Raw genomic sequence first — 25,075 nt, 5'->3', positions numbered from 1 at the left:
ATGGGCTCACTGCTCGCGCAGCCGGAAGATCGTCACCCGATCGTCCGGTGTGAGCCCGATGGTCAAGAGGAAGCTCTTGGCGCCGAACGGCACCTTGTACTTGTAGACCCGGTCATCCCCCATCGTGGCGCGCTCGAGCAGCACCAGCGGTCCGGCGGGCCCCAGGGTTTGCAGATGCTCCTGATATGCCTTCGCACGCTCCGGGGTGAACCCTCCACGCATGTAGGCGAAGTTGGCGGCGGTGAGCGTCCCGGCCCGGGCCTGCTCGAGAAACGTCGCGAGCTTCGTGGTGACCTGGGGCTCCGCGTCCGGGATCGGCTTGAGGGCCAGAAGGCCCAGCGCGGGGTTGAGGAGCGCGGCGATGCCGTCGGTGAAGCGGCCGGGGTTCGCGTCGCTGGAGTTGGTCAGCACGATGATGGAGAGCGAGTCCCCGAGGAAGCGGGCGTAGTGGGTCGTGAAGCCCTGCCAGGCGCCTCCGTGCTGGTGCAGCGGCTTGCCGCCGCGCTCGTCGAGCATCCACCCGAAGCCGTATGGATAGGTGGCCCCGCTGTTGAGCCGCACCGGGGTGAGGATCTCCTGCCAGCTCGCCGGGGTGAGCACGGCGCGGGCCTGGACGGCGGCATCCCAGGCGATCATGTCCCGCAGGGAGAAGTAGAGCGAGCCGTCCCCCGTGGAGTTGAGCGACGGCGAGACCCACTCCTGGTTCTTCACCTCGCCCTTGTCCAGGCGGTAGCCGGCCGCGCGGTGCGGGACGATGTCCGCCTCGCTGATCATCCTCGCCGTCGTCATGCCCGCGGGCTTGAAGACCTGCTGGGCGAGGACCTGCCCGTAGAAGACGCCCGCGGTTCGGTTGACGATGATGCCCAGCAGCACGTAGCCGCTGTTGCTGTAGCTCCAGCGCGAGCCGGGAGGGAAGTCGAGCGGCAGCGCGTAGCAGAAGCGCGCCAGCTCCTCATCGGTGTAGTCCTTGCGGTAGTCGAGCGTGCCTTCGAGATCCGGGATGCCCGAGGTGTGCGTGAGCAGGTGGCGCACGGTGATGCCCTGCCAGGAGGCGGGAGCATCGGGAAAGAACTTCGTCAGGGGATCGGACAGCGCCAGCTTGCCGGCCTCCACCTGGAGCATCACGGCCGCGGCGGTGAACTGCTTGCCGATGGAGCCGGACTGGAAGATGGTCTCCGGGAGGACGGGGACCTTGTGCTCGAGGTTGGCGAAGCCATAGCCCTTGGCCAGGAACACCTTGCCCTGCTTGACGATGCCAATGGCGACGCCGGGCACCTTCTGGCGCGCCATCTCCTCGCGCACGAACGTGTCGATCCGCGCTCGGACGGGGCCCTGGGCGGCGGCGGGGCGGGAGACGGCGAGCCCCAGCAGCAGGAGGACCGCGAACTTCGCGACGAGGTGAGAGGGGAGATGCACGCAAGAGCTCCTGAGGGAATCGCGGGGATCCGGGAAGGTGAGAAGATAGCCGAACCTCCATGGACACCGCTCCTCCCCTGTCCGACAGGCGCCGCTGGGCTGCCGTCACCGTGGGCCTCCTCCTGCTGGGGGCCGTGATGGTCTGGAACTTCTCCCGGGTCGCCGGCAATCTGGCGAGGAGTGCTTCCGTCCGGAACGTGACCGACCAGTCCCTGCGCATCGTCCCCATCGGGATGTCACCAGACGGCCCGGTGCCACTCCCCCTCGAGGGCTCCGATTCTCGGGGCACCCTGATGGTGGCTCCGGATGAGACGCTCGTCTTCCGGCACGTACCGGATGTGGCGACCTTCTGCTGGCTGCTCGTCGTCCCGCCTCAGGGGCCGATGCGCCTCATGGACACCCATACCGACAGGGCCAGGTGCAAGCGCGGCCTGCCTCCGTCCACGTCATGGTGGCACCCGTCGGCCGAGTACTTCATCGGGCCTCGGCTCGAGGAACTGCCGCCCGCGCCGCCAGAGCTCGTGCGCATCGGAGAGAGCGCCCCGGCCAGGCCGTGAGCGGATGGGGACCTAGAACTTCTCCGGAGCGGGGCGCACGTCCAGCTCCTGGGTCCACGCGGAGGGGTGCTGCTGGTGGAGCTGCCAGTAGGTCTCCGCGATGGCGTCCGGCGAGAGCATCGTCGAGGTGTCTCGGCCTGGCATCATTCCGCGCACGCGCGGGGTGTCGATCTGCCCGTCGATGACGACGTGGGCCACGTGGATGCCGCGCGGCCCGAACTCGCGCGCCATGGACTGCGCGAGCGCTCGCAGCCCGAACTTGCCCACGGCCAGCCCCGCGAAGCGGGCACCCCCTCGCAGAGAGGCGGTGGCCCCGGTGAAGAGCAGGGTGCCGCGACCGCGCTCGAGCATCGCGGGGAGCACCTCGCGGGCACACAGGAAGCCGCCGAGACAGTTCGCCCGCCAGGCGGACTCGAAGGCCTCCGGGTCGAGCTCCAGGATGCCTCCCATCTGGAAGGCGCCCGCGTTGTAGACGAGCACCTCTGGCGGCCCCAGCTCCGCTCGCAGCCGGGCGAACGCGGCCGAGATGGAGCTGGCCTCTCCCGCGTCCGCGGGGAACACCGCCGCCCGGCCGCCGTCCCGAGTGATGTCCCCGTGCACCTCGCGCAGCCCGGCCTCGCCTCGCGCGAGCAGCGCCACCGCATAGCCTTCCTTCGCGAAGCGTCGCGCCACCGAAGCGCCCAGGCCCGGCCCCACCCCGAACACGGCTGCCACCTTGGTCGTCGTCATGGCGCGCAGGGGTAACGCGAGGTGGAGCCGCGCGCCAGCGCCCGTTGAGCGGATATAAGGAAGTGAGCGATGAGCTGGGAGGAAAGGGATGGTGCGCGTCGTCGAGGGAGACCTGCTGGACCAGCGCGTGGACGCCATCGTCAACGCGTGGAACCGGAACATCATCCCCTGGTGGCTGCTGCTGCCGCAGGGCGTGTCCGGAGCCATCAAGCGGCGCGCGGGCCTCCAGCCCTTCCGTGAGCTGGCCCGCGTGGGCCCCATGCCCCTGGGCTCGGCCGTCGTGACCTCCGCGGGCCGCCTGCCGTATCAGGGCATCATCCACGTGGCGGGCATCAACATGCTCTGGCGAGCCTCCGAGCGGTCCATCCGGGACTCGGTGGCCAACGCGCTCGCGAAGGCGCGGGAGTACGGGTTCCGCTCGCTGGCGTTCCCCATCATCGGTGCGGGCAGTGGCAGCTTCGACGAGGCGCGGGCGCTCGAGGTGATGCGCGTTGCCTTGGAGGCCGGAGCGGGGGAGCTCGACGTGACGGTGGTGCGCTTCCGCCGCCGGTGAGACGAGCGACTCGTCTCCGGCACGCAGGCCGACTATGACTCGCGGGCATGAGCTCTCCCGCCACCCGCCTGCTGGACCTGCTGTGGGACCGTTATGCCGCCGAAGTGCCCTATGCGCGGACGTTCGTGCAGCTGTCCGGTGGCTCCTTCCGCAATGACCACGTCGCGCTGCGCACGCTGGCCCGGCCCGGGAGCGGCATCGCGATGTTCGAGCGCGTCTTCGAGCGCCTGGGCTGGCGGCGCGCGGGCGAGTACACCTTCCCGGACACGCACCTGGCCGCCATCTACATGTCCCATCCGGACGGGCTGCCGCGCGTCTTCATCTCCGAGCTGAAGGCCCAGGAGCTCTCGCCCAGGGCCCGGCAGCTGCTGGCCACGCTGCCCGAGGATCCACCGCCCCCCGAGTCCATCGAGGCGCTGGCCAGCTGGTTCTCCGCGCCGCCGCCGCCCCAGGAGTCCGCGCTGCTGGAGCTGGAGAAGGAGTCTCAGTACGGAGCGTGGCTGCTCGCGTTCGGCCGCAAGGTGAACCACTTCACGGGCGCGGTGGACGACGTGGAGGTGTGGCAGCGGCGGATGCGCGAGGCCGGCGTGCCCATGAAGGCGGACATCGAGGGCGCACCGGGGACACACCTGCGGCAGACGGCCACGCACGCGGCGCCGCTCCCCGTCACGTTGCACGGTGGCGGCACGCGCCCGTGGCCCTACGCCTACTTCGAGATCGCCCAGCGCGCCCCCGGCTTCGACGGCTTCCTCGGCCCGCAGGCCCGCGCCCTCTTCGACATGACGAAGCGCGATATCCAGTAAGAGGCTCACACCGCCCCGAGCCCCACTGCCTCCCGGGGAGGTGCCCGGGTCGGACCAGAGCGCCGCCGACTGGTATGCTTGTCATACCAGTTCGCAACGAGTCCGGCACCTGTGCTGGTCCGGCCCGGGGAAGCCGCCCACGACGTCGGCGAGGCTGGCTTCGTCCAACTCGTCGAGCGGCCTGCCGGCGGGGCACTCAGGCAGCGCCGCGCGCCCCTCGGCCGAGGGCCGGGTCCGGAGGGAGTGCCGCCATTGCTCGTTGTGATGGTCCTGGCGGGCCACCGGCAGCTTCCTCGTCACATCTCTCCCGCGGCCACTCCATCCGGGTGCCCACCCCCGGGCACCTGCAAGGAGCCGCATCATGAAGCGAGAGACCATCATCCGCGCCTGGAAGGACCCGCAGTTCCGCGCCAGCCTCACCTCGGAGGAGCGCGCCGCGCTGCCCGAGTGCCCGGCCGGCCCGGCGTTCACCGAGCTGGAGGAGAGCGCGCTGGAGGAGGCCGTCGGCGGTGGCGCCGCCTTCTACGAGTTCGATGAGGGGTGCATCTGCTCGAAGTACACGGGCACCAGGACGTTCCCCACCACCACTCGCGACTTCGTCATCAACCAGCGAGACCTGGTCGTCCTCGAGGCGTTCGACGTCGTGCGGTTCTGAGCCTGGCTCGTTCGCGTGGGCGCTCTCCAGGGCGTGAGAGCCGCCCACGTCCGGCCGACATCACAATCGCTGGTGGGCGACTCCTTCTGGATGCCCGCCCCCATACACACCGCGGGCTCATACAGGAGCCACCGATGAAGACCGATCTGATCATCCGAGCCTGGAAGGACCCGGAGTTCCGTGCCCGCCTCTCTCCCGAGGAGCGGGCCGCGCTCCCCGACAGCCCGTCGGGCCGGTCGATGACCGAGCTCAACGAGGAGGAGCTGCACGACATCATCGGCGGCAGGAGCGTCAAGGACGTGATGGGCGGCAACACGGGCTGCACCGGACCTGTCGAGCCCACGTGCGGCATCGTCATGTGTCCCATCCGCCCGCTGGAGATGTGAGCGGCTCCTCCCTTCGCTCCTGAAGCACCTCTCCCCTCATCGACGAGGCACGCATGCACGCGCGCTCACCCGCATTCCCCTGGAAGAAGGCGACGTTCCTCCACGAGCGGACCCCGGTGGAGGCCTTGGCCTCACCTCCAGGAAGCGAGGACTCGCTCCGGCGGGCCGAGCACCGCGCGAGCGCCTGGCGTCAGGTGATGTCCGTCGACGAGGGGACGCTCGAGGAGCGCCTGAGGAGCGTCGGGCTCGACCGGGAGGGTTTCCTTCACGTGCTGGCCCAGGCGGAGACCGACCCCCACGGCTCCGCCGACCAGTCCTGGGAGGAGCTCCTCCAGGAGGTGCTCTCTGACGGCGCCTCGGAGGAGCCGCTGCCCGCGGTGTTCGCCGCGCCCTCGGGCCCTGGCAAGCCGGGGCTGCCGTTCTCCGGCATCCTCCACCCGTTCCTTCGGCTCGGGGCGGCGCGGCTGCGAGCGGGCCTGGTGGAGCTGAGGGCGCGCCACCCTTCGGAGGTGCCGCTCGCGAGCCCCGGTGTCGAAGCCACTCTGCTGGAGGCGCTGGCCGTGCGGCTGCACGAGCTGGCCTCTCGTGTCCTCATCCTGGAGCTCAATGTGGCTCGGATGATGGACCAGCTCTCGGGGAGCACCCCGCAGGAGCGGTTCCACGATTTCGCCACGGTCCGGCTCCAGCAGCCGCGCGTCCGCGCCGCGCTCCTGGAGGAGTACCCCGTGCTGGCCCGGCTGATGGTCACCACCCTGGAGCGCTGGCGGGAGACCAGCCTGGAGCTGCTGGGGCACCTCGCAGCGGATCGCGAGCTGCTGGAGCGGACGTTCCTCGGGGGCGGCGCGCTCGGCACGCTCGAGGCCCTGCAGGGCGGCATCTCGGATGTGCACCGGCAGGGCCGCGGCGTCTTCCTGCTGCGGTTCAGCTCGGGGCTGCGGCTCGTCTACAAGCCGAAGTCCCTGGCGGTGGACGTGCGCTTCCAGCAGCTGCTCGACTGGCTCAACCCGCGAGGGCTGCGCCATCCGCACCGCGTGCTCACCGTGCTGGACCGAGGCACCTATGGCTGGGTCGAGTTCGTGCGCCCCACCGGCTGTGACTCGCGCCAGGCGCTCCAGCGCTTCTATTGGAGACAGGGCAGCTTCCTGGCGCTGCTCCACCTGCTGTCCGCCGTGGACTTCCACCTGGAGAACCTGATCGCCTCGGGCGAGTTCCCGGTGCTGGTGGACCTGGAGGCGCTCTTCCACCACCGCGCTCCCTTGGAGGCGGGAGAGCGGGCGCGCTCGCGCGCGTGGGGGCTGCTGAATCAGTCCATCGTCTCCGTGGGCATGCTGCCGCTGTTCCTCTTCGGGCGCGAGGGCAGGGCCGGGCTCGACATGAGCGGGCTCGGAGGCGAGGCCGGACAGCTCACGCCGCAACGCGTGCCCATGGTGGAGGCGTCCGGCAGCGACACCATGCGGGTGGTCCGCCGCCAGGGAGTGATGGCGGGCTCGAACAACCGCCCGATGCTGGGAGACGCGCCGGCGGACGCCTCCGAGTTCACCGAGGAGCTCGTCCAGGGCTTCGAGGAGACGTACGCCCTGCTGTCGCGCGAGCGCGAGGCCCTGGCGCCCCGGCTGCGCGCCTTCGCGGACGTGGAGGTCCGGTACATCGCCCGCGCCACCCAGCGCTACGCGATGCTTCTCCAGGAGAGCCACCATCCGGACTTCCTCCGCGATGGACTGGAGCGGGACAAGGTGCTCGATCACCTGTGGGCCGAGGTGACGCAGCTGCCCGCCCTGCGCAGGCTCCTCCCGTTCGAGCACGCGGACCTGCGCCTGGGAGACATCCCCTTCTTCACGGCGCGCCCGGGCCAGCGCCACCTGTGGAGCAGCACCGGCGAGTGCATCCCGGACTACTTCGCGCAGGACAGCCTGGGAGACGTGCTCCAGCGGCTCGAGCGGATGGAGCAGCGCGACTGCGCCCTGCAGGTGTCGTTCATCCGCAAGGCGATGGTGTCGCTCGACAAGGGCCGGACCTCCGCCCGGGTGGCTCCCGCCTCGGACGACGAGGCGCTCCTTCCCGCCGCTACACCCGAGGAGTGTCTGGCCGCGGCCGTCGCCATCGGCGAGGACCTCGCGGCCAAGGCCATCCGTGGGAGCACGGATGCGTGCTGGATCGGCCTGAACCTGGAGGACCTGCAGCAGTGGCGCTGGAGCCTGTCTCCCATCGGCATGGACCTCTACGAGGGGCTGGGAGGGCTGGCCCTCTTCTTCGGCTACCTGGCGCGGAGGACGGGGCGCGCCGACTTCGAGGCGCTCGCGCGTGCCACCCTGGAGCCGATACGGGAGGACTGGCGCAAGCCGGGCCGAGGCGGCGGCACGGGAGTGGGGGTGTTCGTCGGACGCGGCGCCGCCGTGTACGTGCTCGGCCACCTGGCCGCGCTCTGGAGCGAGCCCGTGTTGATGGAGGAGCTGCTGGCCGGGCTGCCCGCGCTGGAGGCGCTCGTGGACAGCGACGCGCGGCTGGATCTGCTGAGCGGCGCGGCCGGGCTCGCGGTGACGTTGATCGGCCTGCACCGGCGGACGGCAGACGCCCGTCTGCTGGAGATGGCGCGGCGGTGTGGGGAGCGGCTCGTGGCCACGGCGGTGCCCGTCTCGGAGGGTGCGGTCGGCTGGAAGGGCGAGGTGGGCGTGGTGCCGCTGTCCGGCTTCTCCCATGGCGCGGCGGGCATCTGCTGGGCGCTGCTGGAGCTGGCCGAGGCGACGGGAGACGCACGCTACCGGGAGCTGGCGCTCCAGGGGCTCACCTACGAGCGCTCGCTCTTCGTCCCGGAGCGGGGGAACTGGAAGGACCTGCGCGTCCCCGGCACCACGGACACCCACTCCATGGCCATGTGGTGCCACGGCGCGGCGGGCATCGCGCTCGGGCGGTTGCTGTCGCTCCGGCACCTGGACGGGCCGCGGGTGCGCGAGGAGCTGGCGACGGCGCTCGCGACGACGCTGCGCGGAGGCTTCGGCGGCAACCACTGCCTGTGCCACGGGGACGTGGGCAACCTGGAGGTGCTGCACCTGGCGGGCTCGGTGCTGGGCGAGCCTGGCTGGACGCAGGCGGCGCTCCAGCGCGCGGCCGTCGTCCTCCGCCAGGGCCGCGAGGGAGGCTGGCGCTGCGGGCTGCCCCGAGGCAGCGAGAGCCCCGGACTGCTCATGGGCCTCGCCGGCATCGGCTACGGCCTGCTCCGGCTCTCCGCGCCCGAGCAGGTGCCTGGCATCCTCTCCCTGGACGCGCCCCGCTGAGAGGGGCAGGGTGCATTCCTCCGTCAGGTCCGGATACAGTCCCCGTCGTTGGTGTGCTTTTTACACCAACCTGGGAGCAGGACCATGACTGTCGAGCAGCGTCGGTTCACCTTCTTCTGGCAGCAGGAGTCTCCCTTCTCGCAGTGGCACCCCGCGAAGTTCGTGGTGAAGGGCAAGCGCTTCACCTGCGCCGAGCAGTACATGATGTACGGCAAGGCGGAGCTGTTCGGAGACATGGAGGTGGCCTCGCGCATCCTGTCCTCCAGCTCGCCCAAGACGCAGAAGGCGCTGGGCCGCAAGGTGGGCCGCTTCGACGAGCGCGTGTGGCAGCGTGAGCGCGAGCGCATCGTGTACGAGGGCAACCACGCCAAGTTCACCCAGAACCCCGAGCTGCTGGAGCTGCTGCTGGCCACGGCGGGCACGGAGCTGGTGGAGGCCAGCCCCACGGATCGAATCTGGGGCGTGGGCCTGTCCCAGGAGGATCCCCGCATCCAGAACCCCTCGCAGTGGCGAGGGCAGAACCTGCTGGGCAAGGTGCTCACGCGTCTGCGGGAGGACTTGCTCGCCAGCCACAAGTGAGGCGCGGGGAGCTCACTCCTCGCTGAGGGGCAGGCGCACCAGGAAGGTGGTGCCCTTGCCCAGCTCGCTGTCCACCTGGATGCGGCCCTTGTGGCGGCTGATGATGGCGTAGCAGATGGACAGGCCCAGGCCTGTGCCCTGGCCCGCGGGCTTGGTGGTGAAGAAGGGCGTGAACAGCCGCTCCAGCGTCTCCTGGCTCATCCCCCGGCCCGTGTCCCGGATCCACACCACCGCCTCGCTGCCCTCGCGGCGGGTGGTGATGTGGATGTCGCCGCGCGGCTCGATGGCCTGCGCCGCGTTGAGCAGCAGGTTCATGAACACCTGGTTGAGCTGCGTGGGGTAGCAGCGCACCAGCGGCATGGGCCCGAAGTCCAGGCGCACCTGCACCTTGTGCTTCAGCTCGTGGCGGAGCATGCGCAGCGTCACCTGCAGCAGCTTGTTGAGGTCCGCCTGCTGCGTGGTGCCGGACTCCTCGCGCACGAACGTCTTGAGGTCCTGGATGAACTCGCGGATGCGCGCGGTGCCCTCCTTCGTGTCCGACAGCAGGTCGTCCATGTCCTGCAGCAGCTCGTCCAGGTGCTCCTGCTCGCGCACGGTGCGGATCTGCTCCAGCAGCTCGGCCACCGCCTCGCGGGCCTCCGGGGGCAGCGCCTCCTCCATCCGCATGTGCAGCTCGAGCAGCCGGCGCAGCACCGAGATGTAGCCGCCCAGCGTGGAGACGTTGCTGGAGACGTAGCCCACCGGGTTGTTGATCTCGTGGGCGATGCTGGCCGCCATCTGCCCGAGCGAGGCCAGCTTCTCGGACTGGATGAGCTGGGCCTGGCGCGACTCCAGCTCGCGCGTCGCGTGGCGCACCCGCTCCTCCAGCTGCTCCTGCTGGCGGCGTCGCTGCTCCTCCACGAGCTTGCGCGCGGTGATGTTGCGCACGATGCAGGTGCCCTCGTCCGGGCCGCTGGGCACCACGCGCGCCTCGTACTGGTGGATGCCGAAGGGCATCTCCATGGGGAACTCGAAGATCTCCAGCGAGCTGTCGTGGGTGACGCGCTGGAGCGCGGCCCGCAGGTGCGTCAGCAGCTGCTCCGGCAGGGACGTCTCGTAGATGTTCCTGCCGAGGAACGCGTCGGGGGACATGAACGTCGGCTCGAGCGCGGACGGCTTGAAGCCCAGGCACAGGCCATCCGCGCGCACCCGGAGGATCATGTCCGGGATGGCCTGGATGAAGGCCTGCAGGTGCTCCTGGGCGCGCCGGCGCGAGGTGATGTCCGAGTTGATGCCCACGACGCGCACGGCGCGGCCCTGCTCGTCCCGCTCCACCACCTTGGCCCGGCCCAGCACCCAGACCCAGCTCCCATCCTTGTGGCGCAGGCGGTGCTCGAACTCGTACATGGGGGTGCGCCCCTCCATGTGCTCGGTCAGCCGTCGGTGGGCCTCGGGGAGATCCTCCGGGTGGCAGAGGTGCTGGCTCCAGAACTCGAAGCTCGTCTTGAGGGTGGGCTCATAGCCCAGCATGAGCAGCCACCGGGGGCTGACGGTGAGCTCGTGGGTGCGCACATTCCAGTCCCACAGGCCGTCCTCGGCGCTGTCCAGCGCCAGCCGGAGCCGCTCGGCGCTCTCGGACACCTGCTGCTGGAGCTGCTTGCGCGCGGTGACATCGCTCTCGATGGCCACGAACTGGACGATCTTGCCGTCCGCGTCGTGCACCGGCTGCACCTCGATGAGGTTCCAGTAGGGCCGGCCGGACTTGCCGTAGTTGAGCAGCTCGACGGTGATGCCCTCGCCCCGGTGCAGGGCCTCGCTCATGGCCACGATGCTCTTGCGGTCCGTGTCCGGTCCCTGCAGGAGCTCGCCCGGCTTGCGCCCCACGGTCTCCTCGAGCGTGTAGCCGGTGATGCGGGTGAAGCCCTCGTTCACCCACTCGGTGCGCCCCGTGGAGTCGGTGATGATGACCGCGTTGTCCGTCCGCGCGGCCACCAGGGCCAGCTTCTTCATCAGCGCCTGCTGGGCCGTGAGCGCCAGCTCGCCCTGATGGCGCCGCTCGGCCTCTCGCCGGGCGTGGATCAGGGTGCCGCAGGTGGTGAGGACGGGCTGCAGGAACGAGACGTGGAACGCGTCGTAGCCCCCGGGCCGCAGGCCCAGGCCCACCACCCCCACCACGTCGCCCTGGAGCTTGAAGGGCATCCCGAGGAAGGCGGGCGGGTGCGCCCCGTCCAGTGCTTCGCCTGGGAGCGCCGGGGCCGGGAGCATCACGGGCTCACCCGAGGCGAGCGCGCCGCCGGCCAGGGTCCGCAGGTCCGCCAGCGCGTCGGGCCAGGCGCAGACGGCGTGGAGCTGGAGCGCCGGGGCGCCGTCCGGACTGCGCTGGACCTCCGCGATGACGCCGCGCTCGCTGCGCGTCAGCTCGACCATGAGCACCAGCAGCTGCTCGAAGATGGGCCGGTGGTCTCCATGGGTGATGAAGTCGGCGTGCACCTGCGAGAGCGCGTGCAACAGACGTCGGCTGGCCTCCAGCTGCTCCTGGACTGTCATCACCGGGCCAGACGAGGTCGGGCGTGAAGAGGATGAATCTCGCGCCTGAGCATCCGCCTGGGATGGTTGGAGAGGCATGGGGGAGTCCCGACGTAGGCCCGAAACTTAGCTCAAGTACCCTTTTTTCAGTGCACTGGCGCTTTGATCACACGGAGTGAAACTCCAGGGAAGAAACATTCCGGTGTGCCGCGACGGCGGGTGCCCGCCGACCTGGCGGACCTCCTGCCGGGTGAGTGGCACCCCCTGGGGTTTCCCGGGCAGGGCCTCCGGACCCGCTTTCCCAGGTAGGCTCGGTGGGGGGGAGACGCACGGCGTCAAGCGGGCTGGCCCCTGCTCAGGGCTTCACGGGCTCGGCGGGCTCCCTGGGCGCGACGAGCGAGGTGAGGACATGGTCCCTCCACTGCCCGTTGATGAGCAGGAAGTCGCGCGCGTAGCCCTCCACCACGAAGCCCAGCCGGCGCAGCACCGCCGCGCTGCGCAGGTTCTCCGGCAGGTGGTTGGCCTGGATGCGGTGCAGCCCCATGGCGCTGAAGGCGTAGATGCAGGCCGTTCGCAGCGCCTCGGTCATCAGCCCCTTGCCCTGGTGGCGGAAGTCCAGCCCGTAGCCCAGCTCGCACGCCTGCAGCGGGCCTCGGCGGATGTTGGTGAAGCTCACCGTGCCGATCACCGGCGCGGTGACCAGCGGCTGCTCGCGCGGCAGCACGAAGAGGCGCAGCCCCAGGTCATGCCGGAAGTCCTCCCGGTCCTGCGCCAGCCGCGTCCTCCAGTACATCAGCGTGAAGAAGGTGGGTGGGCGCGCCGGGGACACGGGGCCGAGGTGCTCCTCGTTGACCTGGTGGTAGGCGAGCACGCGCCCGGCGGCATCCGGGGGCAGCATCGCCAGATGTAGCCGGTCTGTGGTCAACAGGACGGGAGTAGGGTCGGACGACATGGCCAGGGAGTGGAGCGTAGCGCGGGAAGCGGCACGTGGCCTGTTCTTCCCGTCGCGGCGCCCTCGTCCGCCTGTGCCACCTTCACGGCTCCTACCGGGAGGGTAGGGCTCAGCGGACTTCGTTCCTCTGGCCGCTGCCGCCGACTCCCGTGCGGTCGTCCTCGCCCGTGGGCGTGCGCTGGAGGACGATCTCCACGCGGCGGTTGTTCGCGCGGCCCTCGGCCGTGGCGTTGCTGGCCACGGGGCGGTACTCACCCAGGCCGCGCACCGTGACGCGGTCCGGCGAGACGCCTTGGGAGATGAGGAAGTCACGCACCTGCTCCGCCCGCCGCAGCGAGAGCTCCTCGTTGTAGTGGTCCGGCCCCTGCGCGTCCGTGTGGCCCTCGATGGTGAGCCGGTTGTCGGCCTGCTTCAGCGCCTGGGCCACCTCGGTGAGCCGGTTGCGCGCGGAGGGCAGCAGGTCCGCCTGCCCGGAGGCGAAGAGCACGCTGCCCGAGAGCGTCAGCACCGTGCCTCGCGCGTCCTCTCGCACGCCCACCTCTCCGGCCCGCTCCAGCCCGGCGAGGGCCTCGCTGGCCCGGCGCTCCGCCTCCGCGCGGGCCTGCCGCTCCGCCTCGAGCTGCTCGGCGGCTCGACGCTCGGCCTCCTCGCGCGCCAGGCGCTCCGCCTCGGCCTGGGCCTGCGCCTCGGCCAGCCGCTGGGCCTGGGCCTCCGCCTCGCGCCGCTGCTGCTCCTGCAGCGACAGCTGCTCCATCTGCTCCTGCTGGCGGCGGGCCTCGGCCTGGAGCTGGGCTGTCTCCGCCTGGAGCCGCCGCGCTTCAGCCAGCCGCGCCGCCTCGTCCCTCATGCGCCGGGCCTCGGCGAGCTGCTGCTGCGCCGCGTTCAGCTCCGCCATCGCCTGCCGCCGCTGGGCCTCGCGCGTCTCGGCCAGCGCCTGGGCGGCCACGGCCCGCTGCCGCTCGGCCACCACGAGGCTCGCGTGCGCCTCGGCGATCTGCGCCTTGCGCAGCGCCACGTACGCCAGCGAGCGCGCGCGGGCCGACTTGTTGTCCCGGTCGTACTCGCGCTCGGCCTCGAGCAGGGCCTGCCAGGCCTCCTTCAAGTCCCGCGAGCTCTCCTGCTGCACCGTGGGGTTCGTCGAGGCGTGCTCGTACGCGGCACGGGCATCGATGAGCTCCCTGGGCGGCGGGGCATGCACGACACACCCTGTCATCAGGGCGGCGATCCCCGCCCAGCTCCACACGCGTTGCTTCCACCGGTGCATGGCGCGTCTCCTGTCTGGCCTACCGAGGGTTGCTGCTGCGCAGCGCCTCCACCTGCTCCAACAGCCGCCGCGCCTCGTTCTCCAGGGGCACCGCGCGAGCCAGGGCGAACGCGAGCTGCGCGTCCGCCGCCGCCTGCTGGAGCTGGAGGTCGGCGGCTTCGTACCGGCCCTCGGACATCAGCTGCTGTGCCGCCGCCACCTGCTGCTGGGCGAAGCCCAGGTACGTCGCGGCCTCGGGGACGCGCGCGGCGCCGACCTGCTCCGCGGCGCGGATGGTGGTCTGGGACTCAGCCAGCCGCTCCGTGGGCGGATCCGCGGTGATTCGCTTCGCGCCGCACCCGGTGGCCACCAGCGCCAGGGCCGCGGCGAGGATCATCTTCCGCATCGTCCACCTCCGAACCTTGCGGTGGAGGGACACGCAGGGCGCCCACCACCTCGGGCACAGAGGTGTGTACGCGAGGGCAGGCCGGCAATCCGCCTCGCGCGAGGCTGCCTGCTCTCCAGGCGAGACCTGGAGAGTGCGGAGAGGCACTTCTCGAGGTTGCCAGGGGGGGCGTAGCCGGAAGCAGCCCTCAAATTGTTCCACTCCAGGTGTGAGTAGTAGGCTTTCTCCATGGCAGCTCAGGGGTGGGTCCGTAAGCTTCTTCTGATCGCGAGCTGTCTCTGGCTGGGATGCTCAGCGCCACAAGCCCCTGAAGGAGTCTGGCGGCCAGGTCCCATGGAGGATGCAGCGCGGATTCCGGGCCCCATGAAGAACTTCGGCCCGTTTCCCTCGTACGCGGACGCGCTGGAAGCAGCCTGCCCGATGATCCTCTCCAAGCCCAACGCTGTCGTGGGCTACCTTCAAGGCGCCAATCCAGAGTTGGCCCGGCGGACCGCGACCGAGTATTGCGCCTGGCTGTACTACACCCCGGCACACATGTACGAGTTGAGCATGCTGACGGATCGATCAGCGCCCGACGATGTGGTGACTGGCAGAAAGAGCTGTGTCCTTCCAGCCTTCGTCAACGACACGCGTTACGAGTCAGCTGACCTGAAGTACATCATCGCGCTCCACAATCACCCGTTTGGGACACAAGTCTCCGAGCGGGATATGCGCTTCATCGAAGCGATGGCCAGCGTTCACTCATGGGTCATCACGACCAGGGATCACGGTCAGGTTCTGCTTTCCATCGTCGCGTTCTTCTCGAACTCGAAGGATCCTGGGGCGCCCACCTGCGATGGCTTCTATCAGTACATCCCTGCAACGCGCGCGATGGTGAGGTGGACCCGGCTGGGAGGGAAGTGGAAACAGGAGATCATCGCCCTTGCTCGGTAGCGCAGGAGCACTCGCGAGCCCGTCATGACCGTGAGAGAGTGGATACTTGCAGTGTTCATCGCCCTCTCGGGCTGTGCCCGCGCCCCTGGGCTGTCTCCAACGCCCGTGGAGAATGACCCGTCGATCATCTTCCCGGTCTCCACCGGGCAAGGCCTGGTCACGGTGGGGGGGCAGGGGAAGACGTATCAGCTGGATGGCGAAGTGCTTCGCGCCCTGAGGATCGTCGAGCAGGATCTCTTTCCCGCGGGAGCCTCCGAGCGGCCGTGTTGGGCCAGGCCGGAAGCGCACACGTACCGGTTCACCCGCCAGGGCGACATCATCTTTGTCTACGTCGAGGAAGATCTCGCCTACTGCCACCGCCAGGCTCCGGCGATGGATTCGGGCGCGAAGTATGCCATCAGCGTGGACGGACGCATCCTCCGGCGTGTCATTGGCTCCGAGCCTGACCATGGCGTCTGGCGCCTGAAGACGCCCGAGGGAGGGACGGTCATCGTCATCACGGAGCCGGGAGTCGTCCCTGGCCCGAGCGCATTGCAGACGCCTGACAGTGGAATCGTGAGGATCGTGACGGAGCCGGTGGATATGCCAGGAGTGGTCATCCTCGAGCGCCCCGAGGGGGTGGGTGAGGCACGGGAAGCGGAGCCTGGAGTCATTCCCGGGCTGACGATGTTGCCAGCGGATGCCGGGGTCCGGTGGGAGTACCTGGACGGAGGCCTCATGGCCGTGCCCCAACCTACCAGCCTGCCCTTGAATGACGGGGATGGAGGAGTACCCAGGTGAGCTGTTGTGGCATCTTCGAGGTATGAATCCACGTTGGTATCGACTGATGCTGGTGTCGCTGGTCCTCGCGGGCACGGTGGGGTGCGATCAGGCCACCAAGCAGCTGGCCATCTCGCAACTGCGCGATGAGCCCGCCCAGTCCTTCCTGGGAGGAGTCCTGCGGCTCGTCTTCGCCGAGAATGTCGGCGCGTTCCTGAGCCTCGGCGGCAGCTTCCCCCGCCCGGTGCGCTTCTGGCTGTTCACGGTGGTGGTGGGGCTGGTGCTCCTGGCGACCCTGGTCTACCTGCTGACGAGCCGCCGGGTCGGGCGTCTCTCCGTCGTGGCGCTGGCGCTCGTCGTGGGCGGTGGAGCGAGCAACTGGTTCGACCGCGTGGTGAACGACGGGCGCGTCGTGGACTTCATCATCCTGGGCATCGGCCCGGTGCGCACGGGCGTCTTCAACGTGGCGGATGTGGCCATCATGGTCGGCGTGGGACTGATGCTGCTGGCCGCGCGTAGAGAGAAGGACCCTGGAGAGCACCCGGGAACGGCGGGTCCCGGAAGCTCCCCGGCCTGAGGCCGTCCTGACGTGAGTCAGCGCTGAGCAGGCGGCGGCGCGCGTGGTAGACCTCGCCCATGCGCCTGCACCTCGTCGACGGGACCTATGAGCTGTACCGCGCCCACTTCTCGCCTCGTCCGGGCCACTCCGCTCCGGACGGGCAGGACGTGAAGGCCACCGTGGGCGTCATGTCCTCGGTGCTCGCGCTGCTGCACGACAAGGCCGAGGCCGTCACCCACCTGGCCGTCGCCTTCGACAACCCCATCCGCTCGTTCCGCAACGACCTGTTCGCCGGCTACAAGTCCGACGAGGGCGTCCCCCCCGAGCTGCATGCGCAGTTCGACCTGGTCGAGGAGGCCGTGCGCGCCCTCGGCGTCACCGTCTGGTCCATGAAGGACCATGAGGCCGACGACGCGCTCGCCACCGCCGCGGCGCGCTGGGCCGGCAAGGTGGAGCAGGTCCGTCTGCTCACCCCGGACAAGGACCTGGGCCAGTGCGTGCGCGGCAAGAAGGTGGTCCAGGTGGACCGTCGCCAGGAGAAGGAGCTGGACGAAGACGCCGTTCGCGCCAAGCTCGGTGTTCCTCCCGCCAGCATCCCGGACCTGCTCGCGCTCGTGGGAGACACGGCGGACGGCATCCCCGGCCTGCCCGGCTTCGGCGAGAAGGGCGCCTCCGCGCTGCTCACCGCCTACGCTCACCTGGAGGCCATCCCCGAGGACCCCTCCAAGTGGACCGTGCGCCCGCGCGGCGCCGACAAGCTGGCCGCCACCCTGCGCGAGCACCGCGAGGAGGCCCTCCTCTACCGCAAGCTCGCCACCGTCGCGACGGATGCGCCGCTCACGGAGTCCCTGAAGGACCTCGAGTGGGCCGGTGTCCCTCGTGCCGCCTTCGAGGCCTTCTGTGACAGGCTGGGCGTGACGACCCTCAAGTCCCGCCCCAAGAGATGGGCCGGCGCCCAGGCAATCTGAGAGAATGCCGCCCGCCCACCTCGGGTTGAACACCGCTATGTCCACACAGCTCAAGCCCCCCGCCTCGGACGACTGGCTCCCCTCGCTGGAGGACACGCCCTTCCAGCGCATCGGAGGCGAGGAGGCGGTGCGCGCGCTCGTGGAGTCCTTCTACGACATCATGGACGCGACCGAGCCGGCGCTCGCCCGGCTGCACGTGCTGGAGGACGGCAAGGTGAGCCGAGGCACGCGCGAGCGCTTCGGCCTGTTCCTTGTCGGCTGGCTCGGCGGGCCCCAGCACTACATCGAGCGCCACGGCCACCCCCGCCTGCGCATGCGCCACGGCCACGTGCCCGTGGACATCGCCATGCGCGATGCGTGGATGCGCTGCATGCGGAAGGCCATGGACGCCCGGGGCGTCACCGGCGGCCTGCGGCGCTTCCTCGAGGAGCGCTTCGCCCAGACCGCCGACTTCATGCGCAACACCGAGGGCTGAGCCCGCTCCACGCGCGGCTCAGCCGGGCCTTCAGGCCTGGGGCTCCTGCAGCTCCTCGATGCGCAGCCCTCCGGGTTGGATGCGCAGGCGGAAGGCGTCGTCCGAGTGCGCCGAGCCGCGCATCTTCGTCACGTTGATGGTCCGCACCAGGCTCTTGCCGTGCCGCTGGTAGTCCAGGGCGATGATGGCGTCCGCGATCGTCGAGAGGAACGGCGCGGTGCGCTCGTCCTCCTTCACGTCGTTGGTGGTCTGCGTCAGCAGCGCGCTGCGGCTGTGCTCGCGCACCAGCGAGGCGAACCCCACCATGAACTGGCGGAAGCCGCGGGGCGAGGTGGAGTGCGCCACCGAGGAGATGCTGTCCAGGACGATGAGCGAGGGCCTGAAGTCCTCCAGGCTCCGGCGCAGCTCCACCAGCAGATCCTCCGGGCTGGTCGCCTCCGGGTACCGGCAGTCCAGCAGGAGCCTGCCCTGCTTCACCAGCTCGTCCATCGGCAGGCCCATGCTCGCGAAGTTGCGCAGCAGCATGGGCCGCGTCTCCTCGAAGCCGTAGTAGGCCACCCGCTCGCCGCGCAGCGCTCCGGCGCGCGCGTACATGCCCGCCATGGTCGTCTTGCCGCTGCCGGCCGGGCCCCTGGCCATGGTGATCGAGTCGCGCAGCCAGCCCCCGTTCATCATCGAGTCCAGCCCCTCGAAGCCGCTGGAGAACCGGCTCGGCTCCGAGGTCTCGAAGGAGGACTGCGTGCCGAAGGGGAACACCATCAGCCCCTTGTTGGCGATGGTGCAGGGGTACTCGCCCTTCTGGTGCGCGCTGCGCCGGTACTTGTGGACCTCGATCGTCCGGCGCCGCCGCTCGTTGTCGATGAGGTTGCGCAGCACGAGCACCGCGTCGCAGACGAAGTCCTCCACGCCCAGCGTCGTCCGGGGGCCGTAGTCATCCGGCGCCTCGGCCGTCATCACCGCCGTCAGCCCGTGCCTGCGGAACGCATCGATGAGGTGGAAGAAGTGGCTGCGCAGCCGCTCCTCGCTCGGGCGAGGGCTGAACAGCGCGGTGGCCGAGTCGAGCACCAGCGCCTGCGCGCCGAAGTCCCTGGCCGCCATCTCCACCCGGTGGATCATGCCCCCCATGTCGTAGTCACCCGTGACGATGGTCGCCGCGTCCGGCAGGCGCGTGAGGTCCGCGAACCTCAGCGAGCCGTTGGCCACCAGCGCCGACGTGCCGAAGCCCAGGTTGTCTCCCGAGTCGATCAGGTCCTCGGGCACCTCCTCGATGGCGAACACCACCGTCTTGAGGCCCGAGCGGGCGAAGTGACACGCCAGCTGCAACGCGAGGATGCTCTTGGCCGCGCCGCTCTTGCCGGTGATGAGGGTGGTGCGTCCCTTGGGCAGCCCTCCGTGAGTGATTCGATCCAACCCAGGCACCCCGGTGGGCACCTTCACCACTGGACTCATTTCTTGTGCTCGACTTTCGCGTCGCTGAGCAGGTCAGCCACGGACTGGATGTGCTCCAGGGTTCCCAGCAGGTACACGCGCGGCTCGGGGCTGCGCTTCACGAGCGTGGGCGTGAAGGTGATGCGGTCTTCGTCGAACGAGGCCGGCCGCTCCTTGGACAGGTCCACGACGCGCAGGTCGATCTGCGAGGCGTCATACCCGTCCAGCAGCTTCTGGAGGTTGCGGAGGGCTCGGAGCGAGGCGGTGGACGCCTCGCTGATGTAGAGCGTGAAGGCGATGCGCTTCGGGTTGTCCACCTGGCTGTGTCGGTCGAGGGTGACTTCGAGGTGCGCCTTGGCCTTGGCGAGCTCCTCGTCGCGCACGGGGGCGAGGATCTCGCTCAGCTTCGCCAGCAGCTTGTCCACGTCCACCGGCTTGCGGATGACCCGGTAGGCGGTGACGTCATCCAGCCGCGAGGCGCCGGTGAGGATGAGCGACTCGCACTTGAGGATGCCCGCCTCGGCCGCCTGCGAGAGCATGCGCCCGCCGTTGAGGTCCGGCAGGTTGTAGTCGCTGATCACCAGGTGGAACTTCTGCGAGCGCAGGAAGGCCAGGCCCTCCGTCGCCGTCGAGGCCACCGTCACCCGGTAGCCGGCCGCCTCCAGCACCTCCTGGAGCGCCTCCTGGATGTCGGGATCATCCTCCACATAGAGGATCTGCAGCCCGAGCGAGGCTTCGAGGCTGCTCTTGCCAGCGGGGGCGGAAGCGAGAGGGGCCGCTCCGGCCTCGGGCTTTTTCGGATCAGTGGCCACTGGGCGACCCCATACCGCGTATCCGGATGGGGCAATAGCACGGAGGCGCCCTCATGACGGCAGGCACACAGGAGTGCGTCCGTTCGCTGCATTCCACTCCAAGGTGAGCAGCGCTGGCGAGGATGGGTTGCGTAAAAAGCACGGCCGTTCTATTGTTGGTCCACGATGCGAAAGGGCGAGCTCACACGGCAGGCGATTCTGGAGCGCGCGGTGCGCCTGGCCAGCCGCGTGGGCCTGCAGGGGCTGACCATCGGTGGGCTGGCGGAGGAGCTGCAGCTCTCCAAGAGTGGCCTCTTCGCGCACTTCCGCTCCAAGTCCTCGCTGGAGGTGGAGGTGCTGGAGGCGGCCACCGCGCTCTTCACGCAGGTGGTCATCCGCCCGGCGCTGGCCCGGCCTCGGGGTGAGCCGCGCGTGCGCGCCATCTTCGAGCGGTGGATGGACTGGGCTCGCAGCGCCTCGCTGGAGGGCGGCTGCATCTTCGTGGCCGCCGCGGCGGAGCTGGACGATGCGCCGGGCCCCGCTCGCGACAAGCTGGTGCAGAGCGAGAAGGACTGGCTGGACTGCGTGGCCCAGACGGCGCGCACCGCCATCAACGAGGGCCACTTCCGCCCGGACGTGGACCCCGAGCAGTTCGCCACCGAGCTGCACGGCATCATGCTCGCCTACCACCACGCGGCCCGGCTGATGAGAGACCCGAAGGCCGAGGAGCGCGCCCGCCGCGCCTTCGAGTCCCTGCTGAGCGCGTACCGCGCCCCCTCTGCCTGAGCTTCCCCCTGCTTCCCCGTCGTCTCCCTGGAGACTCGTCATGGCGAAAAATAGCACGAACGTTCGGACACAATTGACGCGGCTGGCGCTGCGCGCCACGGCCCGGGTGCTGGGCACGGTGGCGCCACGCCAGGCAGGTCGCTGGGCGGAGGGACTGTTCCGCACGCCCCGGCGCACCTCGCCCTCGCGCACGGCGCGCGCGGTGCTCGAGCAGGGGCAGCAGCGCTTCGTCGACTTGTGCGGCGAGCAGGTGGCCGTGTGGAGCTGGGGCGAGGGCCCGCGCGTGCTGCTGGTGCACGGCTGGAGCGGGTATGGCGGACAGCTCACGGCGTTCGTCGCGCCGCTGGTGGAGGCGGGCTTCTCGGTGGTGACGTTCGATGCGCCGGCGCATGGTGTCTCGTCCGGGCGCTACTCGTCGCTGCCGGAGATGGCGCGCGTCATCCGGGCCGTGGCGCAGGCCACCGGCGGGCCGCACGCCATCGTGGCGCACTCGCTCGGGGCGGCGGCCAGCGCCCTGGCGATGCGGGAGGGGATGGCCGTGGAGCGGGCCGTCTTCCTGGCGCCCCCCACGGATCCGCGCAAGGCGGTGGCCTTCTTCTCGCGGGAGCTGGCGCTGCCCGCGCGCGCGGTGGAGGCGATGGTGGAGCGGCTCGAGGAGCGCGTGGGGCCGCTGGAGGACTACGTGGTGCCGGACTTCGCGCCCTCGCTGAGGGTGCCGGTGCGCATCTTCCATGACGCGCGGGACGAGGAGGTGCGGGTGGAGGCGGGCGAGGCCATCGCCCGTGCCTGGCCGGGAGCGACGCTGGTGCGCACCCAGGGGCTGGGGCACTACCGCATCCTCTATACGCCGGCCGTCCTCTCCGAGGCGGTGGGCTTCATCGCGGAGAGCCGCCCGCGCAACGCCTGGCCCCGGGTGGCGGGGCCGACGCTGGAACTCGTCCGCTCGCAGCCTCGCGTGTGAGGGCCGCGGCCGCGTTCAGGGGAACTCGAGCAGGGGCTGCTCCAGCCCCGTGCGCGTCGGCAGCAGCACCTCTCCGGCGCCGTGACCTCGAGGGCCCGCGTCGAGCTGCTCCATCCGCTCGGCGAGGTTCAGCAGGTCGGGCCGAGGGTGGGCGGCGCCCATTCCCCGAAGCTTCGCGCGTCTGGAGGCCATGCCGCTCGCTCCCCGTGCAGGCAGCCGCATTCGCTCCCTTCAACCCAGGGAGGTTCGCGGGGGATGCCCTGGCAGTGACACCGCCTGCATCGCGGAGAGGGTGTGCCCAGTATCACTGCGGGGACATGGGAGTGCCCCGCAGTCCTATCGAGGGGCGTGAGGAGAGCGTGAACTGGGCCCAACCCACGTTGGCAGGAATGGCGCGCTTCTGTGGGCAGTGTCTGCTCATCGCGGCCTTCCTTTATGTCGTGGGTTACGTCGTCCGGAGCCTGCCGCTCGTCTTCCTGTCGCTGTTCGTCGCGCTGCTGCTGACCAGCCTGCTCCAGCCCGTGGCGGACTGGCTCGGGCGGCACCGCATTCCGTCCACGCTGGCGGCGCTGGCCGCCATGCTGCTCGGGCTCGCGTTCGTCGGTGGGCTGCTCGCCTTCATCATCCCGAGGACGGTCGCCGAGCTCTCGGCGCACGCGGACATGCTGGCGCAGCGGGCGCAGCACCTGGCGCTGTCCCTCACTCGCATCCTGCCAGGCCAGGAGGCCTCGCTGGACGAGCTGGCGCGGCGGGCCACGCAGTGGGGGCGGCAGAACGCACAGGTCCTGGCCACGGGCGCGGCCAGCGGGCTGACGGCACTCACGACGGTGGTGACCGGGGGCCTGCTGGTGCTCGTCCTCACCTTCTTCTTCGTGCGTGATGGGCACGGGATGGCGCGCGCGATCCTCCGCCTGCTGTCGCCGCGGCGACGTGCGCTGGCCGGCGCCGCCGCGGGTCAGGCCTGGCGGACACTGAGTGGGTGGGTGCGTGGCACGGCGCTGGTGGCGCTCATGGACGGGGCCGGTGTCGGCATCGGACTTCTCATCCTCGGTGTCCCGCTGGTCCTGCCGCTGGCGCTGCTCACCTTCCTGGGCGCCTTCGTGCCCGTCATCGGGGCGGTGCTGGCCGGCGCGGTGGCGGTGTTGGTGGCGTGGGCCACCGTCGGCACCCAGGCCGCGCTCATCACCCTGGGCATCGTGCTCGCGGTGCAACAGCTCGAGGGCAACGTCCTGCAGCCCATGATCATGGGCCGCGTCCTGCCCCTCCACCCGGCGGTGGTGCTCCTGGCGGTGACGGTGGGGGCCCTGGTGGCGAGCATCGCCGGAGCGTTCGTCGCCGTGCCCCTGCTGGCCGCGGTGACGGCAGGGACGCAGGCCTTCCTGGCCGAGGGGCGGAAGCTGCGGACGCGCGACACGGAGCCCTCGGAAACACCGGAAGAGCCGGCTGACGGCCAGGAGGGCCACCCGCCCGCGCACCACTGAGGGGGCGAAGAAGTCCTTGCACCCTGGCGGGAGCCGCCTGCGCCAAGGCACCTGCCTGACCAGGGAGGCGCCCTGGGCGCGGACCGGTCCCCAACTGGTATGACAAGCAGACCAGTACGCACGGGGCGCGCCCGACAGAGGGCGGACAGGACGCGGGTGTGGGCTCGACGTGAGCGCGAAGTAACCGGAGGCCGGCCCGGTTGGCTGGCGGACGGACGTCAGTGCACCGAGAGGAACACCCGGATCTGCGAGATGTGCTGGGTGGTGTCCGGGTAGTCGTGGAAGAGGCTGTCCCGCCGGAAGAGGACGACGCCCATGCCCATCCCCAGCGAGCGGTAGACGGGGAGATCCACCTGGACCGAGCCCGCGTGGAACAGGTGGTTGCCGCTCGAGCCGTTGAGTGTGTGGATCCACGCCGTCCCCAGCGAGGCCGTGGCGATCTCCCAGTCTTCGTGGAGGTACTGGGCCTCGAACTGGAGGTCCACGCCCGGGCCGTAGTCGTAGGTGCGGCCCTGCTCCTGGGCGTACTCGCTGGAGATGCCGCCGAGCACCAGCCCCTTCATGTGGAGGCCCGCGCGCAGCGTCGTCGCCGGGGAGAGGACGCGCGCGTAGAGGAGGCTGCCGCCGAGCGACTGGCCGCCGACCTCGTAGGCATGGACGTGCGTGTAGTCGAAGTGCTGCATCGCCCCCAGCACGAGCCGCGCGTCCTCGGTGCGCAGCAGCGAGGTGGAGGCCAGCAGCCCCTGGATGCGGGCATGGCTGACGAGGCGGCGCTCTCCGGTGACGAACTGCGCGACCACCGAGAAGGCGTCGAACGGGCGGCGGAGCTCTCCGTGCACCGCATCCCCGGAGCGCAGGTGGAGCTGAGCGAAGAGCTGGTTGGTGCCCTCCGTCAGGGCCTGCGTGTCCGCCAGCTTCAGGTAGCCGAACTGTCCCAGGACGATGGGGCGAGGCGAGGAGGTGGCCGGTGGGTTGGAGCGGGTCCGCCACGCCGCTCCGCGCACGAGCCGGTTGAGGCCTCGCGCGGGGCTCAGCGTCGCCGCGGAGAGCTCCCGCCTGAACCGCTCGAGGCCGGTGGCGCGCTCGTCCAGCGCGAGCCCCGAGAGCTGGTACAGCACCTCTCCCACCGCGATGCCTCCCAGGCTCGTGTTGATGAGATCATTGAAGGAGGGCCGCTGCGTCTCGGCCAGCAGCTCCCACTGGAGGCTGCCCAGGAGGGTGAAGAGGCTGGCGCCGACATACCCGAAGCCATTGTCCCGGGCGGCGTTGTAATAGAGGCCGCCGTGGTAGGGGTGGGCGAACTGATTGGTGCCGAACTCGTCGGTGTCCCAGATGAAGCCCGAGACCAGGTTGCTCTTCATGGAGTCCGGGCTGATGCGGGCCCACTCCCGGTCGAGCAGGTAGCGGTCCACCGCCCACACCCCCACGTTGAAGGCGGTGAGCTCGCCGAGCGCGATCCAGGGCTCCCGGCGGACGGGGGGCTCGGCGGGCAGGAGGGGCTCTCGCACGGCATCGGGCTTCTCGTCCAGGACGCGCGGCGCGTCGGCTGGCAGCGGGCGCTCCTCGGCCGAGGCCGTCTCCGGGCCCGCCAGCAGGAGCGCCATGCAGGGCGCGACGATCGAGAGGCAGTGAGAGTTCATCAGGCTGACCCGTGCCAGCGTTGAAGCTGGAGACTCCGGCTGGCGGGCCCAGTGCACCCGGGTACAGGGGATGTGCCGGGTTCCCTGCGGAGTGCTCGCCAGGGAGCCTGAGCCCCGGGCGGAGCCGCGGGAGAGGAGCATGCCCGGAAGATGGAGCGCGTCGTCGCCGCGCTGACCGCCGCTGGCATCCCGCGCAAGGAGCTCGACACGCGGCACGACTCCTCCCTCCAGGGGCCGT

General features: G+C 70.3%; 26 protein-coding genes. 15 read left to right on the top strand and 11 right to left on the bottom strand.

The annotated features are described in order from the left end of the window. Nucleotides 1-6: 6 nt before the first annotated feature. Nucleotides 7-1,416 carry a serine hydrolase domain-containing protein gene (locus KY572_RS00735; RefSeq protein WP_224240187.1) on the bottom strand — a complete coding sequence of 470 codons (1,410 nt, stop codon included), beginning with the start codon at nucleotides 1,414-1,416 and terminating at the stop codon, nucleotides 7-9. A 59-nt stretch (nucleotides 1,417-1,475) separates the two neighbouring features. On the opposite strand from KY572_RS00735, the gene KY572_RS00730 reads away from it, so the two are divergent. Further along, complete coding sequence (locus tag KY572_RS00730) at nucleotides 1,476-1,973, top strand: hypothetical protein (protein WP_224240186.1); 498 nt, start codon at nucleotides 1,476-1,478, stop codon at nucleotides 1,971-1,973. A gap of 12 nt (nucleotides 1,974-1,985) precedes the next feature. Here KY572_RS00730 and KY572_RS00725 read toward each other — a convergent pair whose 3' ends face one another. Next, nucleotides 1,986-2,702 carry an SDR family NAD(P)-dependent oxidoreductase gene (locus KY572_RS00725; RefSeq protein ID WP_224240185.1) on the bottom strand — a complete coding sequence of 239 codons (717 nt, stop codon included), beginning with the start codon at nucleotides 2,700-2,702 and terminating at the stop codon, nucleotides 1,986-1,988. Between the two features lie 88 nt (nucleotides 2,703-2,790). On the opposite strand from KY572_RS00725, the gene KY572_RS00720 reads away from it, so the two are divergent. Both KY572_RS00720 and KY572_RS00715 read left to right on the top strand, forming a co-directional pair. Further along, nucleotides 2,791-3,255, top strand: a complete 465-nt coding sequence (locus KY572_RS00720; RefSeq protein ID WP_224240184.1) for a macro domain-containing protein — start codon at nucleotides 2,791-2,793, stop codon at nucleotides 3,253-3,255. A gap of 47 nt (nucleotides 3,256-3,302) precedes the next feature. Beyond that, on the top strand, nucleotides 3,303-4,058 hold the full coding sequence (locus KY572_RS00715) for a DUF1338 domain-containing protein (RefSeq protein ID WP_224240183.1): 756 nt from the start codon (nucleotides 3,303-3,305) through the stop codon (nucleotides 4,056-4,058). Nucleotides 4,059-4,139: 81 nt separating this feature from the next. Here the strand turns inward: KY572_RS00715 and KY572_RS48015 are convergent, their stop codons facing one another. Then, nucleotides 4,140-4,418 carry a mersacidin/lichenicidin family type 2 lantibiotic gene (locus KY572_RS48015; RefSeq protein ID WP_224240735.1) on the bottom strand — a complete coding sequence of 93 codons (279 nt, stop codon included), beginning with the start codon at nucleotides 4,416-4,418 and terminating at the stop codon, nucleotides 4,140-4,142. 1 nt (nucleotide 4,419) lies between these two features. Between KY572_RS48015 and KY572_RS00705 the strand changes: the two genes are divergently transcribed. The 4 genes from KY572_RS00705 (at nucleotide 4,420) to KY572_RS00690 (ending at nucleotide 8,950) form a co-directional block, all read left to right on the top strand. Further along, the gene (locus KY572_RS00705; protein ID WP_224240182.1) at nucleotides 4,420-4,713 is read left to right on the top strand and encodes a mersacidin/lichenicidin family type 2 lantibiotic; all 294 of its coding nucleotides are present in this window, start codon (nucleotides 4,420-4,422) and stop codon (nucleotides 4,711-4,713) included. Between the two features lie 134 nt (nucleotides 4,714-4,847). Then, nucleotides 4,848-5,099: a mersacidin/lichenicidin family type 2 lantibiotic gene (locus tag KY572_RS00700; protein WP_224240181.1), complete on the top strand. Its 252-nt coding sequence runs from the start codon at nucleotides 4,848-4,850 to the stop codon at nucleotides 5,097-5,099. Between the two features lie 53 nt (nucleotides 5,100-5,152). Continuing rightward, nucleotides 5,153-8,371 (top strand): type 2 lanthipeptide synthetase LanM family protein, encoded by a 3,219-nt coding sequence (locus KY572_RS00695; RefSeq protein ID WP_224240180.1) that lies wholly within the window; start codon nucleotides 5,153-5,155, stop codon nucleotides 8,369-8,371. Between the two features lie 84 nt (nucleotides 8,372-8,455). Next, nucleotides 8,456-8,950 (top strand): NADAR family protein, encoded by a 495-nt coding sequence (locus tag KY572_RS00690; RefSeq protein ID WP_224240179.1) that lies wholly within the window; start codon nucleotides 8,456-8,458, stop codon nucleotides 8,948-8,950. Between the two features lie 12 nt (nucleotides 8,951-8,962). On the opposite strand, the gene KY572_RS00685 is transcribed toward KY572_RS00690, so the two are convergent. From KY572_RS00685 to KY572_RS00670, 4 genes are all read right to left on the bottom strand, one after another. Continuing rightward, nucleotides 8,963-11,437: a PAS domain S-box protein gene (locus KY572_RS00685; protein ID WP_224240178.1), complete on the bottom strand. Its 2,475-nt coding sequence runs from the start codon at nucleotides 11,435-11,437 to the stop codon at nucleotides 8,963-8,965. Nucleotides 11,438-11,810: 373 nt separating this feature from the next. After that, nucleotides 11,811-12,407: a GNAT family N-acetyltransferase gene (locus KY572_RS00680; protein WP_317987784.1), complete on the bottom strand. Its 597-nt coding sequence runs from the start codon at nucleotides 12,405-12,407 to the stop codon at nucleotides 11,811-11,813. 109 nt (nucleotides 12,408-12,516) lie between these two features. After that, on the bottom strand, nucleotides 12,517-13,671 hold the full coding sequence (locus KY572_RS00675) for an OmpA family protein (RefSeq protein ID WP_317987783.1): 1,155 nt from the start codon (nucleotides 13,669-13,671) through the stop codon (nucleotides 12,517-12,519). A 19-nt stretch (nucleotides 13,672-13,690) separates the two neighbouring features. After that, the gene (locus KY572_RS00670; protein WP_224240176.1) at nucleotides 13,691-14,056 is read right to left on the bottom strand and encodes a DUF4398 domain-containing protein; all 366 of its coding nucleotides are present in this window, start codon (nucleotides 14,054-14,056) and stop codon (nucleotides 13,691-13,693) included. Between the two features lie 363 nt (nucleotides 14,057-14,419). Here KY572_RS00670 and KY572_RS00665 point away from each other — a divergent pair, with 363 nt between their 5' ends. The 5 genes from KY572_RS00665 to KY572_RS00645 are packed head-to-tail and all read left to right on the top strand — an operon-like array spanning nucleotide 14,420 to nucleotide 17,750. Next, nucleotides 14,420-14,989: a hypothetical protein gene (locus KY572_RS00665; protein ID WP_224240175.1), complete on the top strand. Its 570-nt coding sequence runs from the start codon at nucleotides 14,420-14,422 to the stop codon at nucleotides 14,987-14,989. A 51-nt stretch (nucleotides 14,990-15,040) separates the two neighbouring features. Next, complete coding sequence (locus KY572_RS00660) at nucleotides 15,041-15,769, top strand: hypothetical protein (RefSeq protein WP_224240174.1); 729 nt, start codon at nucleotides 15,041-15,043, stop codon at nucleotides 15,767-15,769. Nucleotides 15,770-15,791: 22 nt separating this feature from the next. After that, nucleotides 15,792-16,325: a signal peptidase II gene (lspA, locus tag KY572_RS00655; protein ID WP_224240173.1), complete on the top strand. Its 534-nt coding sequence runs from the start codon at nucleotides 15,792-15,794 to the stop codon at nucleotides 16,323-16,325. A 59-nt stretch (nucleotides 16,326-16,384) separates the two neighbouring features. Then, nucleotides 16,385-17,275, top strand: a complete 891-nt coding sequence (locus tag KY572_RS00650; protein ID WP_224240172.1) for a 5'-3' exonuclease — start codon at nucleotides 16,385-16,387, stop codon at nucleotides 17,273-17,275. A gap of 37 nt (nucleotides 17,276-17,312) precedes the next feature. Continuing rightward, on the top strand, nucleotides 17,313-17,750 hold the full coding sequence (locus KY572_RS00645; protein ID WP_224240171.1) for a group II truncated hemoglobin: 438 nt from the start codon (nucleotides 17,313-17,315) through the stop codon (nucleotides 17,748-17,750). A gap of 30 nt (nucleotides 17,751-17,780) precedes the next feature. On the opposite strand, the gene kaiC is transcribed toward KY572_RS00645, so the two are convergent. Together kaiC and KY572_RS00635 are read right to left on the bottom strand one after the other, a co-directional pair. Beyond that, nucleotides 17,781-19,199 (bottom strand): circadian clock protein KaiC, encoded by a 1,419-nt coding sequence (gene kaiC / locus KY572_RS00640; RefSeq protein ID WP_224240170.1) that lies wholly within the window; start codon nucleotides 19,197-19,199, stop codon nucleotides 17,781-17,783. Further along, nucleotides 19,196-19,990 (bottom strand): response regulator, encoded by a 795-nt coding sequence (locus KY572_RS00635; protein ID WP_224240169.1) that lies wholly within the window; start codon nucleotides 19,988-19,990, stop codon nucleotides 19,196-19,198. Before KY572_RS00635 ends, kaiC begins: the two co-directional genes overlap by 4 nt. Before the next feature lie 165 nt (nucleotides 19,991-20,155). Here KY572_RS00635 and KY572_RS00630 point away from each other — a divergent pair, with 165 nt between their 5' ends. Together KY572_RS00630 and KY572_RS00625 are read left to right on the top strand one after the other, a co-directional pair. Further along, nucleotides 20,156-20,755: a TetR/AcrR family transcriptional regulator gene (locus KY572_RS00630; RefSeq protein ID WP_224240168.1), complete on the top strand. Its 600-nt coding sequence runs from the start codon at nucleotides 20,156-20,158 to the stop codon at nucleotides 20,753-20,755. A 40-nt stretch (nucleotides 20,756-20,795) separates the two neighbouring features. Next, complete coding sequence (locus tag KY572_RS00625; RefSeq protein ID WP_224240167.1) at nucleotides 20,796-21,716, top strand: alpha/beta hydrolase; 921 nt, start codon at nucleotides 20,796-20,798, stop codon at nucleotides 21,714-21,716. A 15-nt stretch (nucleotides 21,717-21,731) separates the two neighbouring features. On the opposite strand, the gene KY572_RS00620 is transcribed toward KY572_RS00625, so the two are convergent. Beyond that, complete coding sequence (locus KY572_RS00620) at nucleotides 21,732-21,908, bottom strand: hypothetical protein (protein ID WP_224240166.1); 177 nt, start codon at nucleotides 21,906-21,908, stop codon at nucleotides 21,732-21,734. A 167-nt stretch (nucleotides 21,909-22,075) separates the two neighbouring features. On the opposite strand from KY572_RS00620, the gene KY572_RS00615 reads away from it, so the two are divergent. Next, nucleotides 22,076-23,197, top strand: a complete 1,122-nt coding sequence (locus KY572_RS00615) for an AI-2E family transporter (protein WP_224240165.1) — start codon at nucleotides 22,076-22,078, stop codon at nucleotides 23,195-23,197. A gap of 218 nt (nucleotides 23,198-23,415) precedes the next feature. Here KY572_RS00615 and KY572_RS00610 read toward each other — a convergent pair whose 3' ends face one another. Next, nucleotides 23,416-24,837, bottom strand: a complete 1,422-nt coding sequence (locus KY572_RS00610; protein ID WP_224240164.1) for a DUF3943 domain-containing protein — start codon at nucleotides 24,835-24,837, stop codon at nucleotides 23,416-23,418. Between the last annotated feature and the right edge of the window lie 238 nt (nucleotides 24,838-25,075).

The organism is Hyalangium gracile, from assembly GCF_020103725.1.
Lineage (GTDB): Bacteria > Myxococcota > Myxococcia > Myxococcales > Myxococcaceae > Hyalangium > Hyalangium gracile.
This window is presented reverse-complemented; position numbering and strand designations above follow the sequence as displayed.